We start from the raw sequence: 17,791 nt of genomic DNA, 5'->3' as shown, positions 1-17,791 counted from the left end.
ATGAGCTTTGAAGTCGACATCGGCTACAGCAGCCGGCGCGGGCCGCGCGAGGCGAACGAGGATTTCGCCGGCGCCGTGCATGCGCCGCGCAGTGAGGAATCGCGCGGGCTGATCGCCGCCATCGCCGACGGCGTTTCTGCCGGCGGCCATGGCCTGGAGGCGGCGCAGACCACCGTGATCGGCCTTCTGAACGACTACTTCGCCACACCCGCGACCTGGGAGCCGACGGTGGCCATGGACCGGCTGATCACCGCGCAGAACGCCTGGCTGGCCGACCACAACCGGCGCCGGCGCCAGGACGGTGCGATGACCACGCTCACCGCGCTGGCCCTGCACGGGCAGGGCTACACGCTGGCCCACGTGGGCGACACGCGCGCCTGGCGCGTGCGCCATGACGAGGGCGCGGCCACGCCGCTGACCGTGGACCATGCGCTGGACCATCCGGACCTGCGCAGCCGGCTGACGCGCGCCGTCGGGCTGGACGACTACGTGCGCGTCGACTACATGCAGGGCGAGTTGCGCGTGGGCGACTGTTTCGTGCTCAGCACCGATGGCGTGCATGGCGTGCTCAAGCCCGCGCGGCTGGCCGAGCTGGCGCTGGCCGGCAGCGCGCAGCAGGCCAGCGACGCGCTGGTGGAGGCCGCGCTTGCCGCCGGCACCCGCGACAACGCCACCGCGCTGGTGATCCGCGTGCTGGGCCTGGACGCGCGGCAGCTGCACGACGAACTGGGCGACGCACGCCGGCTGATGCCGCCGGCCGCGCTGAAGGTGGGCGAGCTGCTCGACGGCTACCAGGTCACCGCGCTGGTGGCCGACACCGGCGTGCACCGGCTCTACCAGGCCCGCGAGCTGCAAAGCCAGGCGCTGGTGGCGATCAAGACCCTGCACCCCGCGCGCGCCAGCGACCCCGAGGAGCGCGCCATGCTCGCGCACGAGGCCTGGCTGGGGCAGCGCGTGAGCGCGCGCGGCGAGCCGGGTTTCGTGCGCGTGCATCCGCGCGCCGGCCAGGCCAGCGCGCTCTACATCGTCTTCGACTGGCATGGCGGGCGCACGCTGGAGCAGCTGCAGGCCCAGGCGCGCCAGGAAGGCACGCGTGCGCCCGTGGCGACGGTCGTCGCCGCGGCGGTGCAGATCTGCAAGGCGCTGGGCCGACTGCACCGCCAGGGCGTGGTGCATCGGGACATCAAGCCCGGCAACCTGCACCTGGGCGAGGACGGCCAGTGGCGCATCCTCGACCTGGGCGTGGCGCTTTCGGGCCGCGAGAGCGCGGCGCAGCGCGAGCTGCACGCGGGCACGCCGAGCTACATGAACCCCGAGCAGTGGGAAGGCGGCCTGCCCGATGCCGGTAGCGACCTGTTCGCGCTGGGCGTGGTGCTCTACCAGTGGCTGGGCGCGCGCCTGCCCTACGGCGAGATCGAGCCCTACCAGAGCGGCGGTTACCGGCGCGACCCCGTGGCGCTGTCGCGCATCCGGCCCGACGTGCCCATGTGGCTGGACCACCTGGTGCGCAAGGCCGTCGCGCGCGACGCGCGCCTGCGCTTCGAGACGGCCGAGGAAATGCTGCTCGCGCTCGAGCGCGGAGCGGCCCGGCCGATCGGCGCGCCCGGCGCCACGCCCCTGGTGCAGCGCGACCCCGCCGCGCTGTGGAAGATCGCGCTGGCTGTCTCGCTGATCTTCAACGCGCTGATGGTGGTCTGGCTGCTGTTCCTGCCGCGCTGAAAGGCGGGCCAGGAAGGCGGGCGCGATGCGGGCGGGCATGGCCATCAGCCCTTGGCGCCCCGGCGCAGGGGGCTGGCGGCTTTCGCGGCCGGCACGGCGGGCGCCGTGCGCGCGCGGCCACCCTTTTCGGCCCAGGTGCGGGTCCAGCGGATCTGCATCACGCGCATCACGCCCAGCATCACCAGCGCCAGCACCGCGAACAGCAGAAAGCCCCACAGGTAGGTGCCGAAGTACTGCTTGGACAGGCCCATCGCATTGGGCACCAGGCCGCCGCCCAGGGCGCCGATCTCGCCGATCATCGAGCCCGCCACCGCGGTGGTGGTCGGCCAGCGCAGCGGCACCAGCTGGAACAGGGCGCCGTTGCCGGCACCCAGCGCGGCGAAGCAGACGATCAGCAGCAGCGTGGTGAGGGCCAGCGAACTGGCGCTCAAGCCGATGAGCGCCAGCGACACCGCGGCCACCACCAGCACCACCGTGAGCGTGTTGACCCCGCCCCAGCGGTCGGAGATCCAGCCGCCCATCACGCGCACCGCCGCGCCCATGAAGGCGGCCAGCATCGTGAGCTGGCCGGCCTGCACCTTGCTCACGCTGAACTGGTCGTGGTAGTACGAGGGCAGGAAGGTGATCAGGCCGATGAAGCCGCCGAAGGTGATGCCGTAGATCAGGCTGAAGGCCCAGCCGTCCTTCTCGAACAGGCAGGCCACGTGCTCGCGCAGGCCGGCGTGGCTGTCGACGTCGGGCGGCTCCTGCGCGAACACCACCATCACCACCATCGGCACCAGGATCGCGATGGCGGCCACGCCGTACACCGCCTGCCAGCCCAGCCATTGCGCCAGGGGCGGCGCCACCAGCACCGACAGCGCGGTGCCGACGTTGCCGGCGCCCACCAGACCCATCGCGAGGCCCTTGTTCTGCGGCGGGAAGGAGCCCGAGCCCAGCGACAGGGCCACGCCGAAGCTGGCCCCTGCGATGCCCAGCAGCACGCCCATGGCCAGCAGGTCGTTGAAGCTGTGCACCATGAAGAAGCCGAACAGCATCGCGACCGCGATCAGGCCCATCTCGACCAGCGTGGCGTTCTTGCGGCCGATGTATTGCGCCAGGATGCCCAGCGGAAAGCGCATCAGCGCGCCCGCGATGATCGGGATCGACAGCATCAGGCCCTTCTGCGCGGGCGTGAGCTGGAAGCTTTCGCTGATGAACGGCGCCATGGCCCCGTTGAGCACCCAGATACAGCACGAGAACGTGAAGTACAGGAAGGCTGCGAACAGGGTGGGCGAGTGCCCGGAGCTCAGGAAGGTCTTGAAGCGGTTGGACATGGCTGCGGGTTCTTCGTCAATGCGAATGCCCGCCGCAGGGCCGGTGCGAGGCCGCGCGGGAAGGCAAAGGCATGGGGAGTGGACCGCCGGGAGCCGGCGGCGCAGGAGGCGGCGAGGTGCCGGCGCTGCGGCCGGGGGCTTCACCAAAGCGGTGCTTCGTTACACCGCTGCTGTCGTCAAGCAAGGCGCGTGCCTGCCGGGCTTGCCCTATGCTGCGCGCCCGCCGTTCTTTGACAATGCGTTCGCCATGACCCGACTGCTGCTCGTTCTGCCCGATGCCGACGCCGTTCCCGAGGCGCTGCACGGCCTGCTGGCGCCGGCCGATGCGCAGGCCGTCGGCACCGCCACATGCGACAGCCTGGTGCAGCAGGCCGCCACGCTGGTGCCGCAGCAGGTGCTGGCCTGGCAGCCGGCTTCCATCGCCGGCCTGCGCGATGCGCTGAACGCCGCCTGGGCCGGTGCGCCGCCGTTTGCCGTGAGCCTGGTTTGCGGCACGCTGGCCGCTTCGCAGCACGAGGAACTGGTGGACGCCGGCGTGAACGCCTGGGCTGCAGCCGAGGGCCTGGACGCGCCCGCGCTGCGCGCTCTGCTGGCGCGCGCGGCGGCGCGGTGGCGGCGCGAGGCCGCGCTGCGCGAGGCCCAGGCGCGCGTGCACGCGCAACTGGACGAGCGCAAGTGGGTGGACCGTGCCAAGGGCTTGCTGATGTCGGCGCGCGGCATCGACGAGGACGCCGCCTTCGTGCTGCTGCGCGGTGCGGCCATGCATGCCAACCTGCGCGTGGGGGCGCTGTCGCGCTCGGTGGTGGAGGCCGCCCAGTGGGCCGAGGCCATCAACCGTGCCGGGCAGCTTCGCATGCTCTCGCAGCGCCTGGTGCGGCTGGCGGCGCAGGCGCTGGCGGGCGTCGATGCGCCCCGCAGCCGCACGCTGCGCACTGCGTCGGCCGCGCGGGTGAAGGACAACCTCGCTCATCTGGCGGCCCTTTCGCTCGACGAGCCGGGCCGCGATGCGCTGCAGCGCGTGCGGGCCGCCTGGGAGGCGCTGGGCACGGCGCTCGAGGCGCGCATGTCGCCCGCGACGCTGGCCGCCATCGACGGCCATGCGGAAGCGCTGCTGGCGAATGCCGAGGCACTGACGGACGCCCTGGAAGCGATGGCCGGACGCCGTGCCCTGCGCATCGTCAACCTGTGCGGCCGCCAGCGCATGCGCGCGCAGCGCCTGGCCAAGGACGCGCTGCTGGCCTCGCTGCTGGGCGGCGGCGAATGGCGATCGCGGCTGGCGCCCACCATGGACGCCTTCGAGGCCTCGCTGCTGGAGCTGGAGCGCGCGCCGCTGAGCTCGCCCGACATCCGCGCCGCGCTCGGCGGCGCGCGCGACGAATGGCTGCGCCTGGTGCGCGGCGTGCGCGAGGCCGACCGGGCCGAGGGCCGCGCCGACCTGGTGCGCGCCAGCGAGGTGCTGGCGGACACCTTCGACCGGCTCACGGCCTCGTATGAGCACAGCCTGCAGGTCATCATGGCTTGAGGAGCCGAGAACGTGAACACGTTCCGAGTCCGTGGCGGGTGGCTGCCGGCCCGGCTCAGGCGGCCGTTTTCTCCACATGCCCTTGGCGGGTGTAGAGAAAGTCGATCACGGCCTTGCGGCAGCGCACGTAGCCCGGGTGCTCGGCCAGTTCCACGCGGTTGCGCGGGCGCGGCAGATCGACGCTGAGCACCTCGCCGATGGTGGCGGCCGGGCCGTTGGTCATCATCACGATCCGGTCGGCCAGCAGCACGGCCTCGTCCACGTCGTGGGTCACCATGACGACCGTGCTGCGCGTCTTGTGCACGATGGCCAGCAGCTCGTCTTGCAGCCGGGCGCGGGTCAGCGCGTCCAGTGCGCCGAAGGGCTCGTCCATCAGCAGCACCTTGGGCTCCATGGCCAGGGCGCGCGCAATGCCCACGCGCTGCTTCATGCCGCCCGAGATTTCGCCGGGGCGCTTGTGCGTGGCGGGCGTCAGGCCCACCAGCGCCAGCGCCGCGTCGGTGCGCGCCTTGAGCTGGGCCCGACTTTCGCGGGCGCCGAAGACGCGCTCCACGCCCAGGTGGATGTTCTCGAAGCAGGTCAGCCAGGGCAGCAGCGAATGGTTCTGGAACACCACCGCGCGCTCCGGTCCGGGGCCGGCGATCTCGCGGTTGGCGCACAGCAGCGCGCCCTGCGTGGGCCGGGTCAGGCCTGCGATCAGGTTCAGCAAGGTGCTCTTGCCGCAGCCCGAGTGGCCGATCAGCGCCACGAACTCGCCCTTGGCCACCGTGAGGTCGATTCCGCGCAGGGCGACGAAGCGGCCTTTGGGTGTCTTGAACGCCTGTTCGACGCCCTGGATCTGGATGTACCTGGAATCGTGGGTATCGGGGCTCATGACTTCACCTCCTCGAACGTGAATGCGGTTGCGAGCTTGACCAGTGCGTACTCCAGCACCAGGCCGACGATGCCGATCACGAAGATCGCGATGATGATGTTCTTGACGTTGAGGTTGTTCCACTCGTCCCAGACCCAGAAGCCGATGCCCACGCCGCCCGTGAGCATCTCGGCCGCCACGATCACCAGCCAGGCCGTGCCCACGGCCAGGCGCACGCCGGTCAGCATGTAGGGCAGCACGGCCGGGAACAGGATCTTGGTGACGATCTTCCATTCGCTCAGGTTCAGCACGCGGGCCACGTTCAGGTAGTCCTGCGGCACGCGCTGCACGCCCACGGCGGTGTTGATGACCATGGGCCAGATCGAGCAGATGAAGATGGTCCAGATGGCGGCCGGGTTGGCGCCCTTGAACACCAGCAGGCCGATGGGCAGCCAGGCCAGCGGCGACACCGGGCGCAGCAGGCTGATCAGCGGGTTGAACATGCGCGCGAGGAAGTCGAAGCGGCCGATGGCAAAGCCCGCCGGAATGCCCACCAGCGCCGCCAGGCCGAAGCCCAGGGCCACGCGCTGCAGCGAAGACAGCACGTTCCAGCCCACGCCCTGGTCATTGGGGCCCTTGCTGTAGAAAGGGTCGCCAAAGACCTGCACGGCCTGCTGCCAGGTTTCCATGGGCGCGGGGAAGCTGCCCGCGCTGCGCAGGGCCACCATCTCCCACACCAGCAGCAGCAGGCCGAAGCCCATGAGCGGGGGCAGCACGTGCAGCCAGAAGGCGCCGAAGTCCGGCAGCGGAGTGCGCGCGCGGGCCGGGACATCGACGCTGGGCGCCCGGGGCGCGGTCCGGGCGGAGGGGCTCGCCGCGGCGGGTGCGGGTGGCGAAGGCGGTTCGGCCTCCAGGGGCAGGTGAAAGACGGCGGCAACCATGGTGCTCTCCGGTGGGTGGATGGGGCGCGCTCAGGCGCGGACCTTGAAGGCGTCGGCGTACTTAGCGGGCTCCTTGCCGTCCCACACCGTGCCGTCGATCAGCTTGCTGCTGCGCATGGGGCTGGCCGGCAGCGGCGTCTTGGTGGCCGCGGCCGCCTGCTTGTAGACATCGACGCGGTTGATGGCCGTGGCCACCTTCAGGTAGTCCGGATGCTCCTTGAGCAGGCCCCAGCGCTTGTGCTGCGTGAGGAACCACATGCCGTCCGAGAGGTAGGGGAAGTTCGCCGCGCCGTCGTTGTAGAACTTCATGTGGTTCGCGTCGTCCCAGTTCCGGCCCAGGCCGTTGGTGTAGCGGCCCAGGATGCGCTGGTTGATGGCGTCCACGCTGGTGTTGACGTAGCTCTTCTCGGCGATGGTCTCGGCCATCTTGTTCTTGTTCGTGAGGCCGGCATCGATCCACTTGCCCGCTTCGAGGATCGCGGCCGTCACGGCGCGCGCGGTGTTGGGGTACTTGCTGACGAAGTCGGCCGTGGTGCCCAGCACCTTCTCGGGGTGGTCCTTCCAGATGTCCTGTGTGGTCACGGCGGTGATGCCGATGCCGTCCATGATGGCGCGCTGGTTCCAGGGCTCGCCCACGCAGAAGCCGTCCATGTTGCCCACGCGCATGTTGGCCACCATCTGCGGCGGCGGCACCACGATGGCCTTGGCGTCCTTCATCGGGTTGATGCCGTGGCTGGCCAGCCAGTAGTACAGCCACATCGCATGCGTGCCGGTGGGGAAAGTCTGGGCAAAGGTGTATTCGCGCTTGTCGGTGGCCATCAGCTTGGCCAGCGAGGCGCCGTCCACCGCGCCCTTGTCCGCCAGCTTCTTGCTCAACGTGATGGCCTGGCCGTTGTTGTTCAGCGTCATCAGCACGGCCATGTCCTTCTTGGGGCCGCCGATGCCCAGATGCACGCCGTACACCAGGCCGTAGAGCACGTGGGCGAAGTCCAGCTCGCCGTTGACCAGCTTGTCGCGCACGCCGGCCCAGCTGGCTTCCTTGCTGGGCACGATCTTCACGCCGTACTTCTTGTCGATGCCCAGCACCGAAGCCATCACCACGCTGGCGCAGTCCGTCAGCGGGATGAAGCCGATCCTGACCTCTTCCTTCTCGGGCTTGTCCGAGCCCTGAGCCCACACGGCGGCGCGCAGCGCGGGGTCGAGGGTCAGGGCGCCGGCGGCGGCGGTCTGCAACACGCGGCGGCGGCTCAGGCGCTGGGCGTCGGGGGCGCGGGGGGCTTCGGTCATGGAGGCACTCCAAAAAAGAGGATCGAGGGGCGAGAGACAAAAAACAAAAAGGCGCCCTCGCCGCATCGGCCCTGTCGCATGGCGCGAACAGTTCCGGTGGCGAGGACGCCTTTGTCCTGGTGTGACCACAGCTCCCGCCGTTGGGAGCATTCGGCCTTCAGACCTTCGTCGGTCTCAGTCTGGCTGAGAGCAAGCCCCGTGCCAGGGCTGGAGCCTGCGCCGATGCGCCGGCTTTGCAGCAGCGTTGCCCAGGGGGGCGCGCGGGGGAGGGGCGCGGCCGCGGAGCCTTTGCCGCGTGCGTGCGGTTTGTGCGCTGCACCAAATTGGCGTGCGCGCGCTGCGTCAGTGCGGGGCGCCGCGCGGCAGGAAGTCGGCCATGGCCAGCACCGATTCGGCCACATCGACCAGGCGCCGGTTCTGGTTCATGGCGGTCTGGCGCAGCATCTTGTGCGCTTCTTCCTCGCTGAGATGGCGGTGCGCCATCAGCAGCCCCTTGGCGCGTTCGACCACCTTGCGCTCGTTGAGCGTGGCGCGCACCTGCTGCAGCTCGTCGTTCATGGCCTGCAGGCGCTGCGACTGCTCCTGCACCAGCTGCAGCACCGAATGCTCGAGCTGACGGCCGTAGCCGGTGCCGGGCAGGGCGGCGGGTTCGGCGCTGGGCGCTTCGGCAAAGAAGTGGCCGGACTGCACGCTGTTGCCCATCTTCAGCGCCTCGTCGCGCTGCAGCTCGGCACGCGCCTGCGCGACCTTGCGTCCGCACAGCGCACGCAGCTCCTCGGCCAGGGCGTCCTCCACGGCCTGCATGGCGTCGATGCGCTGGGTGCAGGCCTCGAACCATTGGGGGCCGAGGTTCGCGTCCAGCACGGTGCCGGCCGGCGAGGTGCAGCCAATGCGGCGCAGCCGCTCCAGCTCGGCCAGCTGGACCGCCGACGCGCCGGCGTGCCAGCGCGCGCGCAGGGCTTCGTTGCTGAAGTCGCGAAAAACGCGAAAGCAGCGCTCCTGCGATTCGATCAGGTGCAGCCAGTGCTGGCGCTGCACGTCGTCGTTGCCGCCGCGCAGAAAGGCCGCCACGCCGAAGGCACGCTCCTGGCCGGCGAATTCCTTGCCCTGCATGAAGTTGAACAGCGCCACCAGCCAGCGCGAGATGTCAGGGTCGGTGGCGCCGTCGGCGGCCTCGAACACCACGGCCAGCAGGGCGCTGAGCAGGCGCACGAAGGCGGCCATCGCCATCTCGGGCGACAGGGCCAGGCTCTGCACGCGCTGGCGCAGCGCGGGCAGCGCGTCCAGGCCCTGCAGCGCATAGGCCACGCGCGGAAAGAGGCGGGCGCCGCCGGCCAGGCGGCGCGGATCGTTCACCAGCGGGTCCAGCGCCGCGCGCACCTGCGCCTCGCGCTGCAGGCTCTCGGCCACCTGCGCCTGCCGCTCGGCCGCATAGCGCCGGCCGCCCGAGCCCAGGAACACGTTGCTCAAACCGCGCTCGCGCTGCAGGGCATGCACCAGCCGGCCGATGGTGCTGACCAGCTCGCTGGTGCGCGCGAGCTGGTCCAGCTCGTCGATCTCGCAGCGGCGGGCGGCCAGCAGGAAGCCTAGGCTGTTGGTCATCGAAGCGCTTGGGTCCGGATCCATGGGGTGAGGCGGTCGTGCAATTTCCATGCCGAAAGCCGGAAAACCGCGCACGCCTACACTCGGCAGATGCGAATTCTGGGCATCGAATCTTCCTGCGACGAGACCGGCGTGGCGCTGGTGCAGACCGAGGACGGCCCAGGGTTGCCTCGCCTGCTGGCCCATGCGCTGCACAGCCAGATCGCCATGCACCAGGCCTACGGCGGCGTCGTGCCCGAGCTGGCCAGCCGCGACCACATCCGCCGCGTGCTGCCGCTCACGCAGGCCGTGCTGGACGAGGCCGGCCTTGCGCGCGAGGCCATCGACGTGGTGGCCTTCACGCGCGGGCCGGGCCTGGCGGGGGCGCTGCTGGTGGGGGCGGGCGTGGCCTGTGCGCTGGGCGCCTCGCTGGGCAGGCCCGTGCTGGGCGTGCATCACCTCGAAGGCCATCTGCTGTCGCCCTTCCTGAGCGCCGATGCGCCCGAGTTTCCCTTCGTGGCGCTGCTCGTGTCGGGCGGCCACACGCAGCTCATGCGCGTGGAAGGCGTGGGCCGCTACGAACTGCTGGGCGAGACCATCGACGATGCCGCAGGCGAGGCTTTCGACAAGAGCGCCAAGCTCATGGGCCTGCCCTACCCGGGCGGCCCCTGGCTGGCCAAGCTGGCCGAAGGCGGCGATGAGCAGGCCTTCAGGCTGCCCCGGCCCCTGCTGCACAGCGGCGATCTGGATTTTTCTTTCGCCGGCCTCAAGACGGCCGTGCTCACGCAGGCCAGGAAGCTGGGCGAGGACCTGGAGGCCCGCAAGGCCGATCTGGCCGCGTCCACCCAGGCGGCCATCGTCGAAGTGCTGCTGCGCAAGTCGCTCACGGCGCTGGACCGCACGGGCCTCAGGCGCCTGGTGGTGGCGGGCGGCGTGGGCGCGAACCGGCAACTGCGCGCGCAGCTCGATGCGGCCTGCAAGCGCCGCGGTGTGCGCGTGCATTACCCGGAACTGCACCTGTGCACCGACAACGGCGCCATGATCGCCATGGCCGCCGCCATGCGCCTGCAGGCCGGCCTGGAACAGGCGCAGCCGCGCTATGCCTTCGACGTGCGGCCGCGCTGGCCGCTGGATGCGCTGGCGGCAGGCTGATCCCGATGATCCGGCGCCGCGCGCCTGGGCATCAGCCCTGGACGCTTCCCCACTGCCGCAGCCGGCGGTAAAGCAGCCCGCGCGACACGCCCAGCACGCGCGCAGCGCGCGACACATTGCCCTGGCACTGGGCCAGGGTCTGCTCGATCAGGCTGCGGTTGGCTTCGTCCAGCGAGGGCGATGAGGCGGCTGATGCGGGCGTCGTCGCGCTGTCCTCTTGCGGTTCGTGGGCCAGCGCTGCGGCCTGGGTGAGCGGCGACTCGTCCGTGCGGCTGTCGCGCGCGTCCAGTTGCGCCGCCATCCAGAGCGTGAGGCCGCAGGGCAGCATCCGCGGGCGGGCGCGGCCTGCATGGGACAGGGCCAGCAACTGCGGCAGATCCAGCCCGAACACCGCTTCGGCCTCCAGCCCCGCCTCGGGCACGCGCGGATGGCCGAGCAGCCGCGCGCCCACGCCATTGAACCAGAGCAGCCGCCCCTTGCCGTCCACGGCGGCCAGGCCTTCGAGCGGCGTGTCGAACATGGCCGGGCTGGCCTGGAAGCGCAGCAGCAGCTGCGCGCGCGCCGAGCGGGTCAGCAGGCGGTTCTCGATGCTGGTGGCGTACATGTGGGCCATGGCGCCGGCATCGAAGCGGAACGGCCCCTGTTCGGTGCTCAGGTCCAGCATTGCGACGATGCGGCCGCTGGCATCGCGCACCGGCGCCGCGGCGCAGTACAGGCTGGCCAGGCAGCGGAAGAAGTGTTCCGCACCCTGCACGACGCAGACCTCGCCGGTGTCGACGGCGACACCGGGCGCACCCGTGCCCACGGTGGTCTCGCCGATGCTCACGCCCACGCGCGCGACCGATCGCAGCAGCGGGCCATCGCCTGCGGTGGGCTGCGAGGCCAGCACCACCACGCCCTCGCTGCTGGTCAGCATGACGCGGGCCTGGCTGCCGGTGATCACGGTTTCCAGCTCGGCGATGGGGTCGGTGGCGGCCTCGAGCAGCGCGCGGTTCCTGGTCAGCACGGTCGCCACGCGCAGCTTGCTGATGGGGTCGAAGCTGAGGGTCTCGCCCGGGTCTCGGCTGGCGCCCAGGCAGCGGGCCCATGACTGGATGACCGGCTCGGGCACGAGCCCCGAGGGGCGCTCGCCGTGCTCGAAATAGCGTTCGCGCGCCAGCGCCACGCGGTCTTCCTGCGTCGCGAAGAAGGGGTTGGGCAGCGCTCGGGGCGAGATCGTGGGGCGCATGGTGGTGCCGTGCCGGCTGCGATTGTGTTGGCGCGCCGCCGCAGGGCATGACTAGGGGAATCACCCATGGTCGGGCGCCGCCCTGTGCGGCCTTTGTGTTCCGTGGCGGTACACATCGGGCCTAGGGTTCGTCCGGGTGTTGAGCGTCGGGGACGCATTTCTTAAGGTCCGTCCGTGGAGCCGCGCGCCGGTCTCCATGAACGCAGAACAAGTCATGCAGGAGGCACCACGAATGAATCTCCGTTCCATCCCTGCCGTGCTGTGGGCAACTGCGCTGCTGGCGCTGCCGGCCGGCGCCTGGGCGCAGGCCAAGGCCTCGCCCGAGCACATGCGCAGCGTGACGGCGCGCATCGACACCCAGAGCATCCGCGACAACGCGCAAGCCACCAGAGACTGGCCCAGCCACGGACTGGACCATGGCGAGACGCGCTTCTCGCGCCTGAAGCAGCTCGACACCGAGAACGTGAAGAGGCTGGGGCTGGCCTGGTCCTACGACCTGGAATCCACGCGCGGCGTGGAGGCCACGCCGGTGGTGGTGGACGGCATCATGTACGTCAGCGCGAGCTGGAGCGTGGTGCATGCCGTGGACGTGCGCAGCGGCAAGCGGCTGTGGAGCTTCGACCCCAAGGTGGACCGTGCCAGCGGCTTCAAGGGCTGCTGCGACGTGGTCAACCGCGGCGTGGCCGTGTACCAGGGCAAGGTTTTCGTGGCGGCCTTCGATGGTCGCCTGATCGCCCTGGATGCCGCCACCGGCGCGAAGGTGTGGGAGAAGGACACCATCGTCGACCGCAAGTACAGCTACACCATCACCGGTGCGCCGCGCGTCTTCAAGGGCAAGGTCATCATCGGCAACGGCGGAGCCGAATACGGGGTGCGCGGCTACATCACGGCCTACGACGCGGGCAGCGGCGAGCAGAAGTGGCGCTGGTTCACCGTGCCGGGCGATCCCTCGAAGCCCTTCGAGAACGAGGCCATGGCCCAGGCGGCGAAGACCTGGGACCCGGCGGGCAAGTGGTGGGAGGCCGGCGGCGGCGGCACGGCCTGGGACACCATGGCCTTCGACCCCGAGCTGAACCTGATGTACATCGGCACCGGCAACGGTTCGCCCTGGGCGCGCAGCAAGCGAAGCCCGGGCGGGGGCGACAACCTGTACCTGGCCAGCATCGTCGCGCTGGACCCGGACACCGGCAAGTACGTGTGGCATTACCAGGAGACGCCGGGCGACAACTGGGACTTCACGTCGACCCAGCCCATGATCCTGGCCGACCTCAAGATCCAGAACAAGCTGCGCAAGGTGATCCTGCACGCGCCCAAGAATGGCTTCTTCTTCGTCATCGACCGCACCAACGGGCAGTTCATCTCGGCCAGGAATTTCGTCGACGTGAACTGGGCCAGCGGCTACGACGCCAAGGGGCGGCCCATCGAGACGGCCATCGCCCGCAGCGGCGACCGCGCGCGCGACATCATCCCCAGCGCCTTCGGCGCGCACAACTGGCACTCCATGTCCTTCAACCCGCAGACGGGCCTGGTCTACCTGCCTGCGCAGCATGTGCCGCTGACCTTGCAGGACAACAAGAACTGGCGCTTCAACGCCGGTTCGCTGCCCGAGCCGCACAGCAACATCGGCTGGAACACCGCCACGCTGGTCAACATGGAGCCGGCCAAGAGCAAGCCCTTCGGCCGCCTGATCGCCTGGGACCCGGTGGCCCAGAAGGAGCGCTGGCGCGTGGAGCATGTGTCGCCCTGGAACGGCGGCACCCTGGCCACGGCGGGCAACCTCGTGTTTCAGGGCACGGCCGACGGCCGCTTCGTGGCCTATGACGCGCGCAACGGCAAGAAGCTGTGGGAGAAGCCTACCGGCACCGGCGTGGTGGCCGCGCCTGTGACCTACGAGGTGGATGGGCGGCAGTACGTGTCCATCGCCGTGGGCTGGGGCGGCGTCTATGGGCTGGCGGCCCGCCACACCGAGCGCAAGGGGCCGGGCACGGTCTACACCTTCGTGCTCGACGGCAAGGCCGAGCCCCCGTCCTTCGTGGCCTACCAGCAGGGCAAGCTGCTGCAGGGCGTGCCTTACGACAAGAGCCAGGTGAGCGCCGGCACGGCGCTGTACGTGAGCAACTGCGCCTTCTGCCATGGGGTGCCGGGCGTGGACCGCGGCGGCAACATCCCCAACCTGGGCTACATGGATCCGGCCTTCATCGAGCACCTCGACAAGTTCGTGTTCAAGGGACCGGCCACCTCGCGTGGCATGCCCGACTTCACGGGCAAGCTGAGCCCGCAGGACGTGGAGAAGATCAAGGCCTTCATCCAGGGCACGGCCGACGCCGTCCGGCCCAAGAACTGATACGGTTTTGCCTTCAAACGCATAGCTTCGTTGGGGTGCCTCGCCGTGCGTCAGCACTGTCTTCGGCACCCCGCCTCGCTCTGCGCTTGAATGCAAAACCGTATGAAGCCTTCGCGCCCCGGGCGGCGGGGCGGGGCTTGCTACAGCTCTTCGACGCGGCGCGGCGGATAGCTGTCCCAGGCCTGGCAGCCGGGGCAGTGCCAGAAGTACTGGTGCGCCTCGAAACCGCAGGCCGCGCAGCGGTAGCGCAGCAGCGGGCGCGCCGCCTGGTCCAGCGCCTTCTGGACTGGCGCGTGGGTCTGCGCGTCGTCCGTGAAGCGTTCGCGGCTGAGCCAGCGCGAGGCCGCGACCAGCGAGGACGGCTGGTGTCTGAGGTGCTGCAGGTAGCCGTCGCGCGGGTTGTCGCCAGCGCCTGCCGGTGCTGCTGCTGCTGCTGCGCCGTCTTCGGCCTGGGACGGGCTCGCTCCGAGCGCCATCAGCGCTTCCAGCACGTCGATGGATGGAGCCTGTGCATAGCGCGCGCGCAGCAGGCCTTGTGCCTCGGCGACGCGCTGGGCGCCCTGGGCGGCCTGCTGCAGCTGTGCGGCGTAAAGGGGCAGGGCCAGTGGCGCCACTTCGCTGAGCCGGCGCAGGGTCTCGAAGGCGGCTGCGGCATCGCCCGCGCGCAGCTGCAGGGCCGCCAGGTCGATGGCCGGGCGCGGCGCCTCGGGCGCCAGCTCTGCGGCCTGGCGCAGCAGGCCCAGCGCGGCATCGACGGCGCCCTGGCTGCTGAGTTCCTGCGCCTGTTCGCACAGGTGGTGGGCGCGGCGCGTGGCATAGCTGGCCTGGCCTGCGGCGTCCAGCTTCTGGGCCACGGCTTCGGCCTGCGCCCACTCGCGGGAGCGCTCGTAGATGGCCAGCAGCGCCAGCCGGGCTTCGTTCTCGTAGGCCGTGCCCTCGAGCTTCTGCAATGCGGCTTCCGCGCGGTCAAGCAGGCCGGCGCTGAGGAAGTCGCGCGCCAGCGCATGCTGGGCGCGCTCGCGGTCGGCGCGGCTGAGGTCGCCGCGCGACAGCAGGTGCTCGTGCACGCGCACGGCGCGCTGGTATTCGCCGCGGCGGCGGAACAGGTTGCCCAGCGCGAAGTGAAGCTCCTGCGTGTCGGGGTCGTTCTGCACCGCCTCGATGAAGGCGTCGATGGCCTGGTCCTGCTGTTCGTTGAGCAGGTAGTTCAGGCCGCGGAAGTAGGCCTTGGGGGCCTGGCGGTTCTCCAGCCGCAACTGGCGCAGGTCCAGGCGCGAGGCCAGCCATCCCAACACGAAAGCGATGGGAAGGCCCAGCAGGAGCCAGCTGAAATCAAAGTCCATGGTGGCGGGCGATGGTCGGTTCCGGGGCGCCGGTGCCGTGCAGGGCGGATGGCGGCGTGGTGGCAGGAGGCAGCGGCGGCGTCTCGGGCTGCGCCTGTTGTTGCTGCTGCTGGGCCTGTTGGGCCGCGAGCCGGTGCCGCCACCACAGCGGCAGCATGCCCAGCACGCCCACCACCATGCCGCCGGCAAAGGCCGCCAGCACCACCAGCACCAGCGGCGCGCGCCAGTAGGTGCCGAAGAAGAAGTTCACCGTCGCATCGTGCTGGTTGTTCAGCGCGAAGGCGAAGAGGGTAAAAAAAATGGCTGCCTTGAGCAGCCACAGGAAATATTTCATGCCGATCCCGTGAGCCGGGTCGGATTCTAAGAAAGCCGTGCGCCACGCCTTGCGGACGTGGGCATCGGTCAGTCGTCGCTGGTGTCGTCGTCGTCCACCGCTGCACCACCGCGGCCATCCACCGCTTCGCGCAGGGCCTTGCCCGGCTTGAAGTGGGGGACGCGCTTTTCAGGCACCTGCACGCTCTCGCCCGAACGCGGGTTGCGTCCGATGCGGGGCGGCCGGCGGTTGACCGAAAAGCTGCCGAAGCCACGGATCTCGATGCGGTGACCACGCACCAGCGCGTCGCTCATGGCGTCGAGCATGGTCTTGACGGCCGATTCCGCATCCCGATGCGTGAGTTGCGGGAATCGTGCAGCCAGTTCTTCAACGAGGTCGGAGCGGGTCATGCGGGCACGTCGAGCGCCCGGCGCCTTGCGTTGGTCGGCGTGTTTCCACGCTCAACGCGAAGCGCCAGACGCTCAGGCTCTTGTTGCGTGCTTACTTGTCGCCGCCGTCCAGCTTGGCGCGCAGCAGGGCGCCCAGGCTGGTCGTGCCGGCGTTTTCACGCGCCGACTGCTGGCTCAGATGAGCCATGGCTTCCTGTTGGTCAACCATGTCCTTCTGCTTGATCGACAGCTGGATGTTGCGGGTCTTGCGATCCACGTTGACCACCACGGCCGTGACTTCGTCGCCTTCCTTGAGCACGTTGCGCGCGTCTTCCACGCGGTCACGGCTGATTTCGGAGGCGCGCAGGTAGCCCACCACGTCGCTGCCCAGGTCGATCTCGGCACCACGCGGGTCCACGGTCTTGACCTTGCCGGTCACGGTCTGGCCCTTGTCGTTCACGGTCACGAAGGTGGTGAACGGGTCGCCGTCGAGCTGCTTGATGCCCAGGCTGATGCGCTCGCGGTCCACGTCCACGGCCAGCACGATGGCTTCGACTTCCTGGCCCTTCTTGTAGTTGCGGACAGCGGCTTCGCCAGCTTCGTTCCACGACAGGTCGGACAGGTGCACCAGGCCGTCGATGCCGGCAGCCAGGCCCACGAACACGCCGAAGTCGGTGATCGACTTGATCGGGCCCTTGACGCGGTCGCCGCGCTTGGTGTTTTGCGCGAATTCCTGCCAGGGGTTGGCCTTGCACTGCTTCATGCCCAGGCTGATGCGGCGCTTGTCTTCGTCGATCTCCAGGACCATGACTTCGACTTCGTCACCCAGCGACACGATCTTGTTCGGGGCCACGTTCTTGTTGGTCCAGTCCATTTCGGAGACGTGCACCAGACCTTCGATGCCGGGTTCCAGCTCGACGAAGGCGCCGTAGTCGGCGATGTTCGTGACCTTGCCGAACAGGCGGGTGGCCTGCGGATAACGGCGCGACACGCCCATCCACGGGTCGTCGCCCATCTGCTTGAGGCCCAGCGAGACGCGGTTCTTCTCGGTGTCGAACTTGAGGATCTTGGCCGTGATTTCCTGGCCGGCCTGCACCACTTCGCTCGGGTGGCGCACGCGACGCCATGCCATGTCGGTGATGTGCAGCAGGCCGTCGATGCCGCCCAGGTCCACGAACGCACCGTATTCGGTGATGTTCTTGACCACGCCATGCACCACGGCGCCTTCCTTCAGGGTCTCCATCAGCTTGGCGCGTTCTTCGCCCATGCTGGCTTCGACCACGGCGCGGCGGCTCAGCACCACGTTGTTGCGCTTGCGGTCGAGCTTGATGACCTTGAATTCCAGGGTCTTGTTCTCGTAGGGGGTCAGGTCCTTGACCGGACGCGTGTCGATCAGCGAACCGGGCAGGAAGGCGCGGATGCCGTTGACCAGCACCGTCAGGCCGCCCTTGACCTTGCCGCTGGTGGTGCCGGTGACGAATTCGCCGGATTCCAGGGCCTTCTCCAGCGCCAGCCACGAAGCCAGACGCTTGGCGGTGTCGCGCGAGAGGATGGTGTCGCCGTAGCCGTTTTCGACGGAGCCGATGGCCACGGACACGAAGTCGCCGGCTTGCACTTCGAGCTCGCCCTGGTCGTTCTTGAACTCTTCGATCGGCACGTAGGCTTCGGACTTCAGGCCGGCATTGACCACCACGTGGTTGTGCTCGACACGCACCACCTCGGCGGTGATGACCTCGCCTGCGCGCATTTCAGAACGCTTGAGGGACTCTTCAAAGAGAGCGGCAAAAGATTCGGACATGAGTG

The 17,791-nt window shown here is 69.7% G+C and carries 14 protein-coding genes; 4 read left to right on the top strand and 10 right to left on the bottom strand.

Annotated features, from left to right (window positions below; genetic code table 11):
- Complete coding sequence (locus PGB34_RS01660; RefSeq protein WP_271426326.1) at nucleotides 1–1,719, top strand: bifunctional protein-serine/threonine kinase/phosphatase; 1,719 nt, start codon at nucleotides 1–3, stop codon at nucleotides 1,717–1,719.
- 44 nt (nucleotides 1,720–1,763) lie between these two features.
- Here PGB34_RS01660 and PGB34_RS01655 read toward each other — a convergent pair whose 3' ends face one another.
- The gene (locus tag PGB34_RS01655) at nucleotides 1,764–3,035 is read right to left on the bottom strand and encodes an MFS transporter (RefSeq protein ID WP_271426325.1); all 1,272 of its coding nucleotides are present in this window, start codon (nucleotides 3,033–3,035) and stop codon (nucleotides 1,764–1,766) included.
- Between the two features lie 247 nt (nucleotides 3,036–3,282).
- On the opposite strand from PGB34_RS01655, the gene PGB34_RS01650 reads away from it, so the two are divergent.
- Complete coding sequence (locus PGB34_RS01650; protein WP_271426324.1) at nucleotides 3,283–4,557, top strand: type IV pili methyl-accepting chemotaxis transducer N-terminal domain-containing protein; 1,275 nt, start codon at nucleotides 3,283–3,285, stop codon at nucleotides 4,555–4,557.
- A gap of 55 nt (nucleotides 4,558–4,612) precedes the next feature.
- On the opposite strand, the gene PGB34_RS01645 is transcribed toward PGB34_RS01650, so the two are convergent.
- From PGB34_RS01645 to PGB34_RS01630, 4 genes are all read right to left on the bottom strand, one after another.
- On the bottom strand, nucleotides 4,613–5,431 hold the full coding sequence (locus PGB34_RS01645) for an ABC transporter ATP-binding protein (RefSeq protein ID WP_271426323.1): 819 nt from the start codon (nucleotides 5,429–5,431) through the stop codon (nucleotides 4,613–4,615).
- A complete protein-coding gene (gene ntrB, locus PGB34_RS01640; RefSeq protein ID WP_271426322.1) occupies nucleotides 5,428–6,351 on the bottom strand; it encodes a nitrate ABC transporter permease in 924 nt (307 codons plus the stop codon). Before ntrB ends, PGB34_RS01645 begins: the two co-directional genes overlap by 4 nt.
- A gap of 30 nt (nucleotides 6,352–6,381) precedes the next feature.
- Entirely contained in the window at nucleotides 6,382–7,638 is a 1,257-nt protein-coding gene (locus PGB34_RS01635) for a CmpA/NrtA family ABC transporter substrate-binding protein (protein WP_271426321.1), read from the bottom strand.
- A gap of 342 nt (nucleotides 7,639–7,980) precedes the next feature.
- Nucleotides 7,981–9,240 carry a nitrate regulatory protein gene (locus tag PGB34_RS01630; RefSeq protein ID WP_271426320.1) on the bottom strand — a complete coding sequence of 420 codons (1,260 nt, stop codon included), beginning with the start codon at nucleotides 9,238–9,240 and terminating at the stop codon, nucleotides 7,981–7,983.
- Nucleotides 9,241–9,330: 90 nt separating this feature from the next.
- On the opposite strand from PGB34_RS01630, the gene tsaD reads away from it, so the two are divergent.
- On the top strand, nucleotides 9,331–10,371 hold the full coding sequence (tsaD, locus tag PGB34_RS01625; RefSeq protein ID WP_271426319.1) for a tRNA (adenosine(37)-N6)-threonylcarbamoyltransferase complex transferase subunit TsaD: 1,041 nt from the start codon (nucleotides 9,331–9,333) through the stop codon (nucleotides 10,369–10,371).
- A 31-nt stretch (nucleotides 10,372–10,402) separates the two neighbouring features.
- Here the strand turns inward: tsaD and PGB34_RS01620 are convergent, their stop codons facing one another.
- Nucleotides 10,403–11,599 (bottom strand): helix-turn-helix domain-containing protein, encoded by a 1,197-nt coding sequence (locus PGB34_RS01620; RefSeq protein WP_271426318.1) that lies wholly within the window; start codon nucleotides 11,597–11,599, stop codon nucleotides 10,403–10,405.
- A gap of 232 nt (nucleotides 11,600–11,831) precedes the next feature.
- Here PGB34_RS01620 and PGB34_RS01615 point away from each other — a divergent pair, with 232 nt between their 5' ends.
- Nucleotides 11,832–13,943, top strand: a complete 2,112-nt coding sequence (locus PGB34_RS01615) for a PQQ-dependent dehydrogenase, methanol/ethanol family (protein WP_408647807.1) — start codon at nucleotides 11,832–11,834, stop codon at nucleotides 13,941–13,943.
- 140 nt (nucleotides 13,944–14,083) lie between these two features.
- On the opposite strand, the gene lapB is transcribed toward PGB34_RS01615, so the two are convergent.
- From lapB to rpsA, 4 genes are all read right to left on the bottom strand, one after another.
- A complete protein-coding gene (gene lapB, locus PGB34_RS01610) occupies nucleotides 14,084–15,286 on the bottom strand; it encodes a lipopolysaccharide assembly protein LapB (protein ID WP_271426317.1) in 1,203 nt (400 codons plus the stop codon).
- Entirely contained in the window at nucleotides 15,276–15,620 is a 345-nt protein-coding gene (locus PGB34_RS01605; protein WP_271426316.1) for a LapA family protein, read from the bottom strand. The genes lapB and PGB34_RS01605 overlap by 11 nt, the downstream gene beginning before the upstream one ends.
- Nucleotides 15,621–15,688: 68 nt before the next feature.
- Entirely contained in the window at nucleotides 15,689–16,009 is a 321-nt protein-coding gene (locus PGB34_RS01600) for an integration host factor subunit beta (RefSeq protein ID WP_271426315.1), read from the bottom strand.
- Nucleotides 16,010–16,100: 91 nt separating this feature from the next.
- On the bottom strand, nucleotides 16,101–17,786 hold the full coding sequence (gene rpsA, locus PGB34_RS01595) for a 30S ribosomal protein S1 (protein ID WP_271426314.1): 1,686 nt from the start codon (nucleotides 17,784–17,786) through the stop codon (nucleotides 16,101–16,103).
- Nucleotides 17,787–17,791 lie beyond the last annotated feature (5 nt).

Source organism: Xenophilus arseniciresistens, assembly GCF_028023875.1.
GTDB lineage: Bacteria > Pseudomonadota > Gammaproteobacteria > Burkholderiales > Burkholderiaceae_C > Xenophilus > Xenophilus arseniciresistens.
This window is presented reverse-complemented; position numbering and strand designations above follow the sequence as displayed.